2 protein-coding genes (1 of these 2 only partly in view) are annotated in these 18,255 nt (G+C 64.1%); both read left to right on the forward strand.

From position 1 onward, the window contains the following. On the forward strand, window positions 1-12,321 hold the full coding sequence (locus ACOYXI_RS00840; RefSeq protein ID WP_461674134.1) for a non-ribosomal peptide synthetase: 12,321 nt from the start codon (window positions 1-3) through the stop codon (window positions 12,319-12,321). Then, window positions 12,321-18,255, forward strand: the 5' portion of a protein-coding gene (locus ACOYXI_RS00845) for a non-ribosomal peptide synthase/polyketide synthase (protein WP_461674135.1). The gene runs 9,062 nt beyond the window's last position; the window shows 5,935 of its 14,997 coding nt (coding positions 1-5,935); its start codon is at window positions 12,321-12,323; its stop codon lies off the right edge, out of view. Before ACOYXI_RS00840 ends, ACOYXI_RS00845 begins: the two co-directional genes overlap by 1 nt.

Here is an 18,255-nt window from a genome sequence, read left to right on the forward strand (position 1 = left end):
ATGAATGCTGAAGACTCCTTGAAACTTGCTCGCCGGTTTATCGGGTTGCCCCTGGAAAAGCGCCAGATGTTCCTCGCGGCCCTGCACAAGGAGGGCGTGGATTTCGCGCGGTTCCCGATACCCGCCGGCATCGCAGCCGAGGATCGTCAGGCGCTGTCTTACGCGCAGCGACGCATGTGGTTCCTGTGGCAACTCGATCCGCAGAGCGGCGCCTACAACCTGCCCGGTGCGGTGCGACTCAATGGTCGACTGAACCAGTCGGCGCTGGAGCAAGCTTTCGCCAGTCTGGTGGAGCGCCACGAAACCCTGCGCACGGTGTTCCAGCGCCAGGCCGATGACAGCCTGCTGCAAGTGCCAGCCACCGCGCCGCTGCTGATTAACCGGGAAGACTTCAGCGCACTGCCGGCCAGCGAGCGCGAGCAGGCGGTGATCCGTGCCGCCGAACAGCAGTCGGTGTTGCCATTTGATCTGGCGGTCGGCCCCTTGCTGCGGGTGACCTTGCTCAAGCTTGCCGAGCAGGAACACGTGCTGCTGCTGACCCTGCACCACATCGTGTCCGATGGCTGGTCGATGAACGTGTTGATCGACGAGTTCATCCGTTGCTACGACGCGTTCGACGCCGGTCAGACGCCGCAATTGCCGCCATTGCCGATCCAGTACAGCGACTATTCGCTGTGGCAACGCCGCTGGCTGGAGGCCGGTGAGCAGGCGCGCCAGCTCGACTATTGGCAGGCGCAACTGGGCGACGAACACCCGGTGCTGGAGCTGCCACTGGATCATTCGCGCCCGGCGATGCCGAGCTATCGCGGCACTCGTTACGAGTTTGCGGTCGACGGCCAACTCGCCGAGCAACTGCGCAGCACTGCGCAACAGCATCAAGTCACTTTATTCATGTTCCTGCTCGGCGCCTTCAATGCGCTGCTGCACCGTTACACCGGGCAGACCGACCTGCGGGTCGGCGTGCCGATCGCCAACCGCAATCGCGGCGAGATCGAAGGCCTGATCGGCTTCTTCGTCAATACCCAGGTGCTGCGCACGCAGCTGCACGGACAGACTCGGGTCGATGAACTGCTGCGGGCGGTCAAGGAAACCGCGGTCGGTGCCCAGGCGCATCAGGATCTGCCGTTCGAGCAACTGGTCGAAGCGCTGAAGCTGGAACGCAGCCTCAGCCACACGCCGCTGTTCCAGGTGATGTACAACCATCAGCCGCACGTGGCCGATATCGCCACCATCAGCACCGCATCCGGCCTGCAACTCGACAGCCTCGACTGGCAGAGCCGCACCACTCAGTTCGACCTGACGCTGGACACCTGGGAGAAGGGCGGCAAGCTGCACGCCGCGCTGACCTACGCCAGCGACCTGTTCGATGCACCGACCATCGAACGCATGGCGCGGCACTGGCTGCGCCTGCTGACGGCGATGGTCGCTGATCCGTCGCAGCGCATCGGTGAGTTGCCGCTGCTGGAGGCTGACGAGCAGCGCACCCTGGTACACGACTGGAACAACGTCCACGCGCAGTACCCGAGCGACACGCCGATTCATCAATTGATCGAAGCGCAGGTCGCGCGTACGCCGCAGGCACCGGCACTGGTGTTCGGCGAGCAGACCCTGAGTTACGCCGAACTGGATGCCCGGGCCAATCGCCTGGCGCATCTGCTGCGCGAACAGGGCGTGCAGGCGGACAGTCTGGTCGGCGTGTGCGCTCTGCGTTCGGTGGAAATGGTCGTCGCGCTGCTGGCGATTCTCAAGGCCGGCGGCGCCTACGTGCCGCTGGATCCGGAGTACCCGCAGGAGCGTCTGGCCTACATGATCGGGGACAGCGGCATCACTTTGCTGCTGACGCAACAGGCGTTGCTGGCAGCGCTGCCGACTGACGGCGTAAACGTCATCACCCTGGATCAGCCGGGGCTGCTCGACCGTTACAGCGATAGCCGTCCGGAGGTCAGCGTCGATCCGCTGAACCTGGCCTACGTGATTTACACCTCGGGTTCCACCGGCAAGCCGAAGGGCGCCGGCAACAGCCACGCGGCGCTGGTCAACCGTTTGTGCTGGATGCAGGAGGCCTATGCGCTGGACGCCAGTGATTCGGTGCTGCAGAAAACCCCGTTCAGTTTCGACGTGTCGGTGTGGGAGTTCTTCTGGCCGCTGCTGACCGGCGCGCGGCTGGTGGTGGCCGCGCCGGGCGCGCACCGTGATCCGCTGCAATTGATCGATAGCATCAACCGCCACGGCATCAGCACGCTGCACTTTGTGCCGTCGATGTTGCAGGCGTTCATTCACGAGGCCGGCGTGGAGAGCTGCAGCGGACTCAAGCGGATTGTCTGCAGCGGTGAAGCGTTGCCGCTGGATGCGCAGCTGCAAGTCTTCGCCAAACTGCCGAACGCGAGCCTCTACAACTTGTATGGCCCGACCGAAGCGGCCATCGACGTCACTCACTGGACCTGTGTCGATGAAGGCGCGGACAGCGTGCCGATCGGCCGGCCGATCGCCAACCTGCGCACCCATGTCCTCGATGCCGAATTGCTGCCGGTGCCGAGCGGTGTCGCCGGTGAACTGTATCTGGGCGGCGCCGGGCTGGCGCGCAGTTATCACCAGCGTCCGGCGCTGACGGCCGAACGTTTTGTGCCGTGCCCGTTCCATGACGGCGCGCGCCTGTACCGCACCGGTGACCGTGTGCGGCAGCGTGCCGACGGGGTGATCGAATACCTCGGGCGTCTCGACCATCAGGTTAAGTTGCGCGGTTTGCGCATTGAGTTGGGTGAAATCGAAACCCGCCTGATGCAGCACTCGCTGGTGCGTGAGGCGGTGGTGCTGGTGCAGGGCGGCAAGCATCTGGTGGCTTATCTGGTGCTGGAAAACCCGCAGGCAGACGAGCAGTGGCAGCAAGAGGTCAAGGCGTGGCTGCTCGGCAGTCTGCCGGAGTTCATGGTGCCGACCTACCTGATCACCCTCGACAAATTGCCGGTCACCGCCAACGGCAAGCTCGACCGCAAGGCCTTGCCACAACCGGATGCCGCGCCGCAACAGGCATTCGTGGCGCCACAGGACGCCATGCAGAAAGCCCTCGCGGCGATCTGGGAAGCTGTGCTCGGCCTCGACCGCGTCGGCCTCGAAGACAACTTCTTCGAGCTGGGCGGCGATTCGATCATCTCGATTCAAGTGGTCAGCCGCGCGCGGCAGGCCGGGATCCGTATCAGCCCGCGTGACCTGTTCCAGTACCAGACGGTGCGCAGTCTGGCGCTGGTCGCGAGCCACGATCATCTGTCCACTGTGGATCAGGGCCCGGTGACCGGCGACGCCGTGCTCGGGCCGATCCAGCAGGATTTCTTCAGCCGCGCGATGCCGGTGCGCGAGCACTGGAACCAGTCGTTGCTGCTGACCCCGCGTGAGGCATTGAACGCACAATGGCTCGATGCCGCGCTGACGCACCTGATCAATCACCACGACGCCTTGCGCCTGCGTTTTGTCGAAGGCAGCGAAGGCTGGCAGCAAAGCCACGGCCCGCTGCTGACGGGCGCTGAGCTGTGGCAACGCGATGCCGAATCTGCCGAACAGTTGCAGGCGCTATGCAACGAAGCGCAGCGCAGCCTCGACCTGCAAAACGGCCCGCTGCTGCGCGCGTTGCTGGTGACGATGGCCGACGGCTCGCAACGACTGGCACTGATCATTCATCACCTCGCAGTCGATGGCGTTTCTTGGCGGGTGCTGCTGGAAGATCTGCAGCAGGCTTACGAGCAACTGGCGGCGGGTGGCGGCATTCAGTTGCCGGCCAAGACCAGCGCGTTTCAGAGCTGGACCGCGCGTCTGGCGCAGGAAGCGTCGCGCTTCGATGAGCAATTGGGTTATTGGAAAGCCCAGCATCAGGGTGCCAGGGATCTGCCTTGCGAACGCCCGGATGGCAGCCTGCACAACCTGCATGGCGAGAAAATCGAATGGCGCCTCGACGCCGAGCGCACCCGCCAGTTGCTGCAACAGGCGCCCGCCGCCTATCGCACCCAAGTCAACGATCTGTTGCTCACCGCACTGGCGCGCACCATCAGTCGCTGGAGCCAGCAGCCGGGCACGCTGATCGAACTGGAAGGCCATGGCCGCGAAGACCTGTTCGATGACATTGACCTGACCCGCACCGTGGGCTGGTTCACCAGTCTGTTCGCGGTCAACCTGACCGCCAGCGCTGATCTCGACGGCTCGATCAAGTCGATCAAGGAGCAACTGCGCGCGGTGCCGGACAAAGGTCTGGGTTACGGCGTGCTACGGCATCTGGCCGCACCGTCGGTGCGCGCCGAACTGGCCGCGCTGCCGCAACCGCGCATCACCTTCAACTACCTCGGCCAGTTCGACCGCCAGTTCGACGAGACGGCGCTGTTCGTGCCGTCGGTTGAAACCAGCGGCGTGGCGCAGGATCCGTCGGCGCCTCTGGGCAACTGGCTGACCGTGGAAGGTCAGGTGTATGGCGGCGAACTGTCGATGAGCTGGGGCTTCAGCCGCGAGATGTTCGACAGCGCCACGGTGCAGCAACTGGTCGATCAATACGCCAGCGAATTGCAGGCGTTGATCGAACATTGCTGCACGCTACCCATTGCGCAAGCGACGCCATCGGACTTCCCGTTGGCTCGGGTGACCCAGGCGCAACTGGATGCGCTGCCGGTGCCGGCCGGTGAGCTCGATGATGTCTATCCGCTGTCGCCGATGCAGCAGGGTTTGCTGTTCCACACCCTCTACGAGCAAGCGGCGGGGGAATACATCAATCAATTGCGCGTGGATGTGCAAGGCGTTGACCCTGAGCGTTTCCGCGCCGCGTGGCAGGCCACCGTCGATGCGCAGGACATTCTGCGCAGCGGTTTCGTCTGGCAGGGCGAACTGGCGCAACCGCTGCAGATCGTCCATAAGCAGGTGCAGTTGCCGTTCAGCATTCTCGACTGGCGCGAGCGCGACGATCAGCCGGCAGCCCTTGCGGCGCTGGCCGATGCCGAACGTCAGCAAGGATTCGATCTGAGCCATGCACCGTTGCTGCGTCTGGTGCTGGTGCAGACCGCTGCCGAGCAATGGCACCTGATCTACACCCATCACCACATCCTGATGGATGGCTGGAGCAACTCGCAGTTGCTCGGCGAAGTGTTGCAGCGCTACAGCGGTCGCACCCCGGCCCATGGCGGCGGACGGTATCGCGATTACATCGCCTGGCTGCAGCGTCAGGACGCGCAACTGAGTCAGGACTTCTGGAGCGCTCAGTTGGCCGCGCTGCAAGAGCCGACCCGACTGGCCCGCGCCGCCATCGGCGGCGAAGGCGACAGCGGCCACGGCGACCATTATCTGACGCTGGACGTGCCGCGCACGCAGGCGCTGGAAGCGTTTGCCCGCCAGCAGAAAGTTACCGTCAACACCCTCGTGCAAGCTGCGTGGCTGCTGTTGCTGCAGCGCTACACCGGTCACGAAGCGGTGGCGTTCGGTGCGACCGTGGCCGGGCGTCCGGCGGATTTGCCGGGCATCGAGCAACGGGTCGGCCTGTTCATCAACACCCTGCCGGTGATCGGCGCGCCGCGTCCGGATCAAAGCGTTGGCCAATGGCTGCAAGCGGTGCAGGCGCAAAACCTCAGCCTGCGCGACTTCGAACACACGCCGCTGGCGGACATCCAGCGTTGGGCCGGGCAGGGCGGGGAAGCGCTGTTCGACAACATTCTGGTGTTCGAAAACTACCCGGTCGCCCAGGCGCTGAGCCAGGCCGGGCAAGGCCTGACATTCGGTGAGGTCGGCAACCTGGAGCAGACCCACTACGCCCTGAGCGTGGCGGTCACCCTCGGACAGCAACTGGCGCTGCACTACAGTTTCGACCGCAGCCAGTTTGCCGGTGAGGTGATCGAAGGCATCAGTGCCCATCTGCTGCAATTGCTTGAGCAGTTTGCGCTGTCGGCCGAACGCAACCTCGGCGAAATCGCTCTGGCCAGCGCTGACGAGCATGCCCGCCAGCAAGCCGAAAACCGGCCGCAGCCGTACCCGCTGGACATCGCGGTGCATCAGCGCATTGCTGTGCTGGCGGCCGAGCGTCCGCAGCGCACCGCGGTGATCTTCAACGGTCAGCACTTCAGTTATGGCGAGATCGAGCAGCGTGCCAATCAACTGGCTCACGCGCTGATCGCCCGTGGTGTCGGCGCCGAGACTCGGGTCGGCGTGGCCCTCCCGCGCAGCGAGGCGGTGATCGTCGCGCTGCTGGCGGTGCTCAAGGCCGGCGGTGCCTATGTGCCGCTGGACACCAGTTACCCGCGTGAACGCCTGGCCTATCTGATCGAGGATTCAGGACTGGCGCTGCTGATCAGCGATTCGTCGGTGTCGGCGCAATTGCCGGTCGACGAGTCGGTGCCGTTGCTGGAACTGGACCGTCTCGACCTGCGCGAATTGCCGAGCACGGCGCCACAGGTGGCAGTCGATCCGCACAACCTCGCGTACGTGATCTACACCTCCGGTTCCACCGGTAATCCGAAAGGCGTCAGCGTTGCCCACGGCCCACTGGCGATGCATTGCCAGGCCATCGGTCAGCGCTACGAAATGCGCGACAGCGACTGCGAATTCCACTTCATGTCGTTCGCCTTCGACGGCGCCCACGAACGCTGGCTGACCAGCCTGACCCACGGGGCTTCGCTGCTGATTCGCGACGACACGCTGTGGACGCCGGAGCAGACCTATAACGCGATGATCGAACACCGCGTGAGCGTGGTCGCGTTCCCGCCGGTGTACCTGCAACAACTGGCCGAACACGCCGAGCGTGTCGGCAACCCGCCGAAGGTGCGGATCTATTGCTTCGGCGGCGATGCGGTGCCAAACGCCAGTTTCGAGCGGGTCAAACGCGCGCTCGATCCGGACTACATCATCAACGGCTACGGCCCGACCGAAACCGTGGTCACGCCATTGATCTGGAAGGCTGGCCGTGAAGAGCCATGCGGTGCCGCTTACGCGCCGATCGGCAGCCGGATCGGCGACCGCAGCGCCTACGTGCTCGACGCCGATCTGAACCTGCTGCCACAAGGCATGGCCGGTGAGCTGTACCTCGGTGGTACCGGGTTGGCGCGGGGTTATCTGAACCGTCCGGGGCTGACTGCTGAGCGTTTTGTCGCCGACCCGTTCAGCGCAAATGGCGGCTTGCTGTATCGCACCGGTGACCTGGTGCGCCAGCGCGTCGACGGCACGTTCGACTATCTGGATCGCATCGACAATCAGGTGAAGATTCGTGGGTTCCGTATCGAACTGGGCGAAGTCGAAGCGGCGCTGCAAGCTCTCGACGGCGTGCGTGAAGCGGTGGTCGTGGCGCAGGAAGGCAGTGCCGGCAGTGGCAAGCGTCTGGTGGCTTACGTGGTCGGCGATTCAGCGAGTGCCGAGTTCACCGACGACCTGCGCGCGCAGCTCAAGGCCAGCCTGCCGGCGCACATGGTGCCGGCGTATGTCCTGCGTCTTGAGCGCATGCCGCTGACGCCGAATGGCAAGCTCGATCGCAAGAACCTGCCAAAACCGGACGTCAGCCAACTGCAACAGACCTATGTCGCCCCACAGACGGCGCTGGAGCAACAACTGGCGGCGATCTGGCAAGACGTGCTCAAGCTTGAGCAAGTCGGTGTCAGCGACAACTTCTTCGAACTGGGCGGCGACTCGATCATCTCGATTCAGGTGGTCAGCCGGGCGCGGCAGGCCGGGATCCGCTTCAGTCCCAAAGACCTGTTCCAGCACCAGACCATTCAGGCCCTCGCTACAGTCGCGCAGACCGGCGAGGCGGTGCAGCCTATCGATCAGCATGCGCAAACCGGTGAAACCGCGCTGTTGCCGATTCATCAGGCATTCTTTGCCGAGGCGATTCCCGACCGTCACCACTGGAACCAGTCGGTGATGCTCAAGCCGACGCAGGCGCTGGACGCTCAGGTACTGGAGCAAGCGCTGGATGCGTTGGTGGTTCAGCACGACAGCTTGCGTCTGGACTTTGTCGAGCAGGCCGCGGGTTGGTCGGCGCACTACCGCGACGTCGCCACGCAAGCGGGTGAAACCATTCTCTGGCAAGTCGAGGTCGCTGATCTCGCCGCCCTTGAGGCACTGGGCGACAAGGCCCAGCGCAGCCTGCAACTGAGCGGCGGTTCGCTGATCCGCGCGGTGCTGGCGAACCTGGCTGATGGCAGTCAGCGCCTGCTGCTGATCGTCCATCACCTGGTGGTCGATGGCGTGTCGTGGCGGATTCTGTTTGAAGACCTGCAAAACGCTTATCGCCAGCTCCTCGCAGGTAAGCCTGTGCAATTGCCGGCGAAAACCAGCGCAGTCAAAGCTTGGGCGGCAGCGTTGCAGGACTACGCCCAAACCCCAGCGTTGCAGGCCGAACTGGGCTTCTGGCAGCAGCAGCTGCAGGGCGCTTCAGCGGCTTTGCCTTACGACCGGCCGCAGGGTGGTCAGCAACACGATCAGGCACTGACCCTGCGCAGCAAACTCGATCAGACCCTGACCCGTCAGCTGTTGCAGGAAGCTCCGGCGGCTTATCGCACCCAGGTCAACGACCTGTTGCTGACCGCGCTGGCGCGGGTGCTGGTGCGCTGGACCGGTGACGACAACGCGTTGGTGTTGCTTGAGGGCCATGGTCGCGAAGACCTGTTCGAACACATCGATCTGACCCGCACCGTGGGCTGGTTCACCAGCGTATTCCCGGCACGCCTGGCACCGGCTGCGGAACTCGGCGCGTCGCTCAAGCAGATCAAGGAACAGCTGCGGGCGATCCCCCACAAAGGCATCGGCTTCGGCGCACTCGCGCACCTTGGTGATGAGCCGGCGCGTGCCACCCTGCAAGCCTTGCCGGCGCCGCGCCTGACTTTCAACTACCTCGGCCAGTTCGACGGCAGCTTCGACGCTGCCAGCGATGCCCTGTTCGTGCCGACCAGCGAGTCCGGCGGCGCAGAGGTCAATCTGCAAGGGCCGCTGGGCAATCCGCTGGCGCTCAACAGCAAGGTGTTCGGCGGTGAGCTGGACCTGAGCTGGACCTACAGCGGCGCGATGTTCGACACCGCCACCATCCAGCGTCTGGCCGACGACTATGTGCAGGAGCTGACCGCGCTGATCGGCCACTGCTGCGACACTGGCAACCGTGGCGTGACGCCGTCGGACTTCCCGCTGGCGCAACTGTCGCAAGCGCAACTGGATGCGCTGGTGCTGGAGCCGCAAGGCATCGACGACATCTATCCGCTGTCGCCGATGCAGCAGGGCATGCTGTTCCACACCTTGCTCGAACACGGCAATGGCGACTACATCAACCAGATGCGCCTGGACGTCGACGGTGTCGATCCGCAACGCTTCCGCGCGGCGTGGCAGGCGGCGGTGGATGCGCATGACATCCTGCGCAGCGGTTTCTTCTGGCAAGGCGATCTGCCGCAACCGGTGCAAGTGGTGCAGCGTCAGGTCGAGGTGCCGTTCAGCGTGCTCGACTGGCATGGCAGGACTGATCTGGAGGCAGCGCTGCAAACCCTCGCCGATGAGGAGCGCGCCCTGGGTCTGGACCTGAGCTGTGCGCCGCTGATGCGCCTGGTGCTGGTGCGCACTGCAGCCGAGCGTTATCACCTGATCTACACCAACCATCACATCCTGATGGACGGCTGGAGCAGCGCGCAGTTGCTCGGCGAAGTGTTGCAGCACTACAGCGGCGAAGCGGTCGCCCGTGGCGCGGGTCGCTACCGCGATTACATCGCCTGGCTGCAACGTCAGGATGGCGCGGCGGCGCAAGCCTACTGGTTGGCGACGCTGGGCAATCTGCAGGAACCGACGCGCCTGGCCAATGCCATCGCGCGGCCGCAGGCCGGTTTGCCGAGCGTGGGTTACGGCGATCATTACCAGGTGCTGGACGCTGAGCTGAGCCAGCGCCTGGGCGAGTTTGCCCGGGCCGCGAAAGTCACCGTCAACACCGTGGTGCAAGCGGCGTGGCTGCTGCTGTTGCAGCGCTACACCGGCAAGGATTGCGTGGCGTTCGGCGCCACCGTCGCCGGGCGCCCGGCGGAGCTGCCGGGGGCCGAAGCGCAGATCGGCCTGTTCATCAACACGCTGCCGGTGATCGCCGCGCCGCCCGCGCAGCAGAGCGTGATCGCCTGGCTGCAAGCGGTGCAGGCGCAGAACCTCGCCTCGCGCGAGTTCGAACACACGCCGCTGGCGGACATTCAGCGCTGGGCCGGGCAGGGCGGTGACGCGCTGTTCGACAGCCTGATGGTGTTCGAGAACTACCCGATCGGCGAAGCACTGGAGCGCGGTGCGCCGCAAGGTCTGCGCTTCGGCGCGGTGGCCAATCAGGAGCAGACCAACTATCCACTGACCCTGCTGGTGAACATGGGCGCGCAACTGTCGGTGCATTTCAGTTATCAGCGCGACAGCTTCGCGGCGGCCAGCGTGGCGCAGTTGGGCGCGCATCTGCAGCGTCTGCTGAGCCAGATGGCGGATGGCGGGGAACGTTCGCTCAGTGAACTGAACCTGATTGAACACGGCCCGCAAGTGAACAGCGATTTCGTTACCGAGCAGTGCATCCATCAAGCCATCGCCAATCAGGTGGCGGCGACCCCGGATGCCTTGGCGGTGACCTTCGCCCATAAGCAACTGAGCTACGCCGAACTGGATGCCCACGCCAACCGTCTGGCGCATAAATTGGTAGAACTGGGCGTCGGCCCGGAAGTGCGCGTGGGCGTGGCGATGCCGCGTTCCGAGCAGTTGCTGATTGCCTTGCTCGCGGTGCTCAAGGCGGGTGGCGCTTACGTGCCGCTCGACCCGGACTATCCGGCGGATCGCGTGGCTTACATGCTCGAAGACAGCCGCGCGCGGGTGTTGCTCACCGAGCATGCAGTCGCGGCGACCCTGAGCGTGCCGGGCGATACGCAAGTGCTGCTGTTGGATCAGCTGTCGCTGAGCGGCTATCCGAGCAGCGCGCCGCAAACATCGGTCGCTCCGGACAACCTCGCCTACGTGATCTACACCTCCGGCTCCACCGGCAAACCGAAAGGCGTGGCGATTGCCCATCGCAACGTCATGGCGCTGATCGACTGGTCGGCCAAGGTCTATAGCCGCGACGACATTCAAGGCGTACTGGCCTCGACGTCGGTGTGCTTCGACCTGTCGGTGTGGGAACTGTTTGTCACCCTGGCCAACGGTGGTTCGCTGATCATCGCGCGTAATGCCTTGGAGCTGGCGCAACTGCCGGCCCGCGATCAGGTGGGCCTGATCAATACCGTGCCGTCGGCGATTGCCGCACTGCAGCGTGCGGGGCAGATTCCGCCGAGCGTGCGCATTATCAACCTCGCTGGCGAGCCGCTGAAACAAGCGCTGGTGGAGGCGTTGTATCAGCAGTCGACGGTCGAGCACGTCTACGACCTGTACGGCCCGTCGGAAGACACCACTTACTCGACCTGGACCCGCCGCAGTGCCGGTGGTCAGGCGCGGATTGGTCGTGCGCTCGATCACAGTGCCAGCCATCTGCTCGACGCCGATCTGCACGCGGTGCCGCAAGGCGTTTCGGCCGAGCTGTACCTGTCCGGCGCCGGCATCACGCGCGGTTATCTGGGACGTGCGGCGATGACCGCCGAGCGCTTCGTGCCGAATCCTTTCGTCGGCAGCGGCCAGCGCATGTACCGCACCGGCGACCTGATTCGAGAGCGCGAAGAGGGCGAGCTGGAGTACATGGGCCGGATCGACCATCAGGTGAAAATTCGTGGATTCCGCATCGAACTGGGGGAGATCGAGGCGCGATTGCTCGCGCAACCGGCAGTCAGCGAGGCGGCGGTGCTGGCCGTCGACAGCGACACCGGCGCGCAACTGGTGGCGTATGTGGTCGCCCCGCAACTGGAGATGCACGACGGGGACGCGCAGCGGCAACTGCGCGAGGGACTAAAGACTGGCCTCAAGTCTTCGTTACCTGACTACATGATTCCCGCGCACCTGCTGTTCCTTGAGCAGTTGCCACTGACCCCCAACGGCAAACTCGACCGCAAGGCCCTGCCGGCGGTCGATGCCAGCCAGATGCAGGCCGCGTATGTCGCGCCGCACAGTGAGCTTGAGCAGCAGGTCGCGGCGATCTGGCAGCAAGTGCTCGAAGTGCAACGCATCGGCTTGAACGATCACTTCTTCGAACTCGGCGGGCACTCGCTGCTGGCGGTCAACGTGGTGTCGCGCATGGCCCTTGAACTGGGCCTGACGCTGACCCCGCAACTGTTATTCCAGCACCCCGTCCTGAGCGATTTTGTCGCTCGACTCGATACAGGAGGCGGGGCAATCAACGAACAGAAACTGAGCAAGCTGGAAGCCCTGCTTGACGATATGGAGGAAGTCTGATGGACAAGAGTGTTGCTTTGAGGGTAGCCAAGCGCTTTATCACTCTGCCGCTGGACAAACGTAAGCTGTACCTGGAAAAGATGCTCGAAGAGGGCGTCTCTCCGGCCAACCTGCCGATCCCGGAAACACGTTCCGGGTTTGCGGCGATTCCTCTGTCGTACGCTCAGGAACGTCAACTGTTCCTCTGGCAAATGGACCCGCACAGCACCGCGTATCACATCCCCAGCGCCCTGCGCCTCAAGGGTCGGCTGGATGTGGCGGCGCTGGAGCGCAGCTTCAACGCCGTGGCGGCGCGTCACGAAAGCTTGCGCACCACTTTCGCCGAACAGGGTGAAAGCTTTTGCCAGGTGATTCACCCGCAGCTGCCGCTGAGCATCAGCCTGACGCCATTGCCGGAGGGCCTCGACGCCGCCGGGGAAGACGCGGCGATCAAGGCCTTCGTCGAGAGCGAAACCGCACGCCCGTTCAATTTGCAGCAGGGCCCGCTGCTGCGGGTGGCGCTGCTCAAAGTGGCACCGGACGACCATGTGCTGGTGCTGATCCAGCACCACATCATCGCCGATGGCTGGTCGATCAAAGTCCTGGTCAACGAGCTGATCCAGCATTACGCCGCCGACACCGCCGGGCAGCCGCTGAGCCTGCCGGAACTGGAAGTGCAATACGCCGACTACGCGATCTGGCAGCGCCACTGGCTGGAAGCGGGCGAGCGCGAGCGCCAGTTGGCTTACTGGGTCAAGACCCTGGGCGGCGAGCAGCCGGTGCTGGAGCTGCCGATCGATTTCCCGCGTCCGGCCGTGCAAAGCCTGCGCGGTGCGCGGCTGGAACTGAACCTGCCGGCAGACCTCGGTGACGCCCTCAAACAACTGGCGCAGCGCGAAGGCGCAAGCCTGTTCATGCTGTTGCTGGCGTCGTTCCAGGCGTTGCTGCATCGCTACAGCGGTCAGGCGCAGATTCGCGTCGGGGTGCCGACCGCCAACCGCAACCGTGTCGAGACCGAAGGCCTGATCGGCTTCTTCGTCAACACGCAGGTGCTGAATGCCGAGGTCAGCGGGCAACTGCCGTTCAACCAGTTGCTGGCTCAGGTCAAACAGGCGGCGATGGATGCGCAGGCGCATCAGGACCTGCCGTTCGAGCAACTGATCGAAGCCCTGCAACCGGAGCGCAGCCTGAGCCACAGCCCGGTGTTCCAGGTGATGTTCAACCACCAGACTAGCCGTGATCAGGGACGTAGCGCGGCGCAGTTGCCGCAGCTGAGTGTCGAGGATGTGCAGTGGGAAGGGCGCACCGCGCAGTTCGACCTGACGCTGAATACCTACGAATCCAGCGACGGCTTTGCCGCCGAGCTGATCTACGCCACTGACCTGTTCAAAGCTGAAACCGTCGAACGTCTGGCGCGTCACTGGCAGCACCTGCTGCGCGGCATCGTCGCCGCACCGAGCCAGCGCGTCGGCGAATTGCCGTTGCTGGAAAGCGCCGAGCACGGCGTGCTGTTGCAGGACTGGTTGCGCAGCGCCGACCGCACTGCGCAAGCCGAATGCGTGCAGCAGGATTTCTCCCGGCGTGCCCAGCAAACACCGCAGGCCACTGCCCTGATCATCGGCGAAGACGTGCTGAGCTACGGCGAGCTGGATGCCCGCTCCAGTCAACTGGCGCACAAGCTGATCGAGGCGGGTGTCGGCGCGGATCAATTGGTCGGCATCGCCGTCGAACGCAGTGTGGAAATGATCGTCGGCCTGCTGGCGATCCTCAAGGCTGGCGGTGCTTATGTGCCGCTGGACCCGGCGTATCCGCAGGATCGTCTGGCCTACATGATCGAAGACAGCGGCCTGCAATTGCTGCTGACCCAAAGCCATTTGCAGGCGCAACTGCCGATCCCGCCGGGCGTGCAAAGCCTGTTGCTGGATCAGCCAAACTACTGGCTGGCGGCTTATCCACAGACCGCGCCGGACGTGGCAGTCAATGGCGAGCATCTGGCCTACACGATCTACACCTCCGGTTCCACCGGCAAACCCAAAGGCGTGATGGTGCGCCACGCGGCGCTGAGCAATTTTGTCGCGAGCATGATCGAACAGCCGGGCATCTGTGCCGCCGATCGCATGCTGTCGCTGACCACCTTTTCGTTCGATATTTTCGGCCTGGAAATCTACGGCCCATTGCTGGCCGGCGCCTGTGTGGTGCTGACCGGCAAGGATGTGCATCAAGACCCGCAAGCGGTGCTCGAACTGATCGAGCGTCACGCCGTGACGGCGCTGCAAGCCACGCCTTCGACCTGGCGCATGCTGCTGGACAATGAACAGGCGCCAATCCTGGCGGGCCGCACGTTCCTCTGTGGCGGTGAAGCGCTGCCGCAGGAACTGGCGCAACGCATGCTCGCACTGACGCCGAGCGTGTGGAACCTCTACGGCCCGACCGAAACCACTATCTGGTCGGCGCAGCACGCCTTGAGTGCGGACAGCAGCCGTCCATTCCTCGGCACGCCGATCGACAACACCGCGTTGTACATCCTCGGCAGCGACCTTGAGCTCAATCCGCTCGGCGCCCCGGGGGAATTGCTGATCGGCGGCGACGGCCTCGCTCGTGGTTACTTCCAGCGCCCGAGCCTGACTGCCGAACGCTTTGTCCCTGATCCCTTTTCGAAAACCGGCGCGCGTCTGTACCGCACCGGCGACCTGACCCGTTACCGCGCCGAAGGCGTGATCGAGTACATCGGGCGGATCGACCATCAGGTGAAAATCCGTGGTTTCCGGATTGAACTCGGCGAGATCGAAGCGCGTTTGCTCGCCCTCGATAGCGTGCGCGAAACCGTGGTAGTCGCTCAGGACGGCCCGAACGGCCCGCAACTGGTCGGCTATGTGGTGCCGACCGCCGACGATATTGCTGAAGTCGAACTGCGCGCCGCATTGAAAGCCAGCCTCAAGGCCGAGCTGCCGGAATACATGGTGCCGGCGCACCTGCTGTTCCTCGCGCAACTGCCGCTGACGCCGAACGGCAAAGTCGACCGCAAAGCCTTGCCGGCACCTGACGCCAGCCACTTGCAATCAACTTACATCGTCCCGCAGACCGCCACTCAGCACAGCGTTGCCGAAATCTGGCAGGCGGTGCTCAAGCTTGATCGCGTAGGCCTGAGTGACAACTTCTTCGAACTGGGCGGCCACTCGTTGCTGGTCACGCAAGTGGTCTCGCGCGTACGTCAGGCGCTGAACGTTCAAGTGCCGCTGCGCACGTTGTTCGAACACAGCACGCTGGAAGACTTTGTCGCCGCGCTGGGTGTCGATCAGGCGCATCGGGAGCCGCCGATTGTTGCCTTGCCACGCCAGCAACCGCTGGCGCTGTCCTATGCCCAGGAGCGTCAGTGGTTCCTCTGGCAACTGGAACCGACCAGCACCGCTTATCACGTGCCGGCGGCGCTGCGTCTGCGCGGTGAGCTGGATCTGCCAGCGTTGCAGCGCAGCTTCGACGCGCTGATCGAGCGCCACGAATCGCTGCGCACCTGCTTCGTCGAACAACAGGGGCAGACCCTGCAAGTGATCCAGGCTCATGGCACGCTTGATCTGCAGGTGCAGGACGTGGCAGCGGATCTCGACGAGGCGGCGCTGCAAGCGCTGGTCGCCGCCGAAACCCTGCACCTGTTCAATCTGCAGCAAGGCCCGTTGCTGCGGGTCAAACTGCTGCGTCTGGCCGCCGATGACCACGCGCTGGTCATCACCCTGCATCACATCGTCTCCGACGGCTGGTCGATGAATGTCATGGTTGATGAGCTGGTGGCGTTGTATGCCGCCTACAGCCAGGGCCAGAGCGTGCAATTGCCGGCGCTGCCGGTGCAGTACGCCGACTACGCCGTGTGGCAGAAACAGTGGATGGACGCCGGTGAACGCGAGCGTCAATTGAGCTACTGGACCGCACAACTCGGCGATGGCGATCAACCGCTGCTGGAGTTGCCGACCGACCGTCCGCGTCCAGCCGAGCAGAGCTATCGTGGCGCCCGTCGCGATATCCCGCTGAGCCTCGAACTGGCCACCGCGCTCAAGCAACTGGCGCAACGCGAAAACGTCACGCTGTTTGCGCTGTTGCTGGCGTCGTTCCAGACCTTGCTGCATCGCTACAGCGGTCAGGCCGATATCCGCGTCGGGGTGCCGGTGGCCAACCGCAACCGGGTCGAGACCGAAGGCCTGATCGGTTTCTTCGTCAACACCCAGGTTCTGAAGGCCGAGTTCGACAGTCAGCAGACGTTCCGCAGCCTGCTGCAACAAGTGAAAAATACGGTGCTCGGCGCCCAGGCGCATCAGGATCTGCCGTTCGAGCAACTGGTCGACGCGCTGCAACCGGAACGCAGCCTCAGCCACAGCCCGCTGTTTCAGGTGATGCACAACCACCAGAGCCAGGTACGTCAGGCGCAGGGCGCCACGCGTCTGCCAAACCTGGCGATTGAAGGCTTGCCGTGGGCGTCCAGTACTGCGCAGTTCGACTTGACCCTGAACACCTTTGAATCGAGCGACAACGTCTGGGCCGAACTGACGTACGCCACCGACCTGTTCGACGTTGAGACCATCGAACGCCTGGCGCAACACTGGACCCATCTGCTGCAAGGCATCGTCGCCGACAGCGCTCAGCGCATCGCCGAACTGCCGCTGCATGACGCCGCCGAACGCGCGGCGACCTTGCAGCAGTGGAACCCGGCCATCCGCGATTTCCCTAGCGAACAGTGCCTGCATCAACGGATCGAACAACAAGCCGCCCGCGCCCCGCAAGCGATTGCCGTGAGCTGTGCCGGGCAGTCCTTGAGTTACGGCGAACTCAACAGCCGCGCCAACCAGTTGGCCCACAAGCTGATTGCCAGCGGTGTCGGCCCGGACGTGCGCGTCGGTCTGGCGGTGGAGCGCAGCCTCGACATGCTGGTCGGCCTGCTGGCGATTCTCAAGGCCGGCGGTGCCTATGTGCCGCTGGACCCGACGTATCCGGAGGAACGCCTGAGCTACATGATTGGCGACAGTGGCATCGCCTTGCTGCTGACCCAGAGCCATCTGCTGGGGCGTCTGCCGGTGCCGGATTCGCTGCGCAGCCTGATGCTCGATCAGGAGCGTGACTGTCTGGAAGGCTACAGCGACAGCAATCCGCAGGTACGCATGAGTCCGGACAACCTGGCTTACGTAATCTACACCTCCGGCTCCACCGGGCAGCCGAAGGGCACGTTGCTGGCCCATCGCAACGTGCTGCGCCTGTTCGAAGCCACTGATGCGTGGTTCGATTTCGGCGCCGCGGATGTCTGGAGCCTGTTCCATTCCTACGCCTTCGATTTCTCGGTGTGGGAGATTTTCGGGGCGCTGCTGTACGGCGGCAAACTGCTGGTGGTGCCTTACGAGGTCAGCCGCTCGCCGGAAGATTTCTTCGCCTTGCTTTGCCGCGAAGGCGTCACCGTGCTCAACCAGACGCCGTCGGCGTTCAAGCAATTGATGCAAGTGGCCTGCGCCCCCGAACACGCGGCGCAAGCACTGGCGCTGCGTTACGTGGTGTTCGGCGGCGAGGCGCTGGAGGTCAAGAGCCTGCGTCCGTGGTTCGAGCGTTTCGGCGATCAGACACCGCAACTGATCAACATGTACGGCATCACCGAAACCACCGTGCACGTGACCTACCGACCGATTTCGCTGGCCGACTTGCAGCGTGATGCCAGCAGTCCGATCGGCGAACCGATTCCCGACCTGTCCTGGTACTTGCTCGACGGTGATCTGAATCCGGTCGCCAAAGGTTGCATCGGTGAGCTGTACGTCGGTCGTGCCGGCCTGGCTCGCGGTTACCTGAACCGTGCGGATCTGACCAGCCTGCGCTTCATTCCCGACCCGTTCGCCGCCGATGGCGGGCGTTTGTACCGCACCGGTGACCTGGCGCGCTACCGCGCCGACGGCGTGATCGAATACATCGGCCGGATCGACCATCAGG

The organism is Pseudomonas sp. G3-19 (assembly GCF_054855875.1).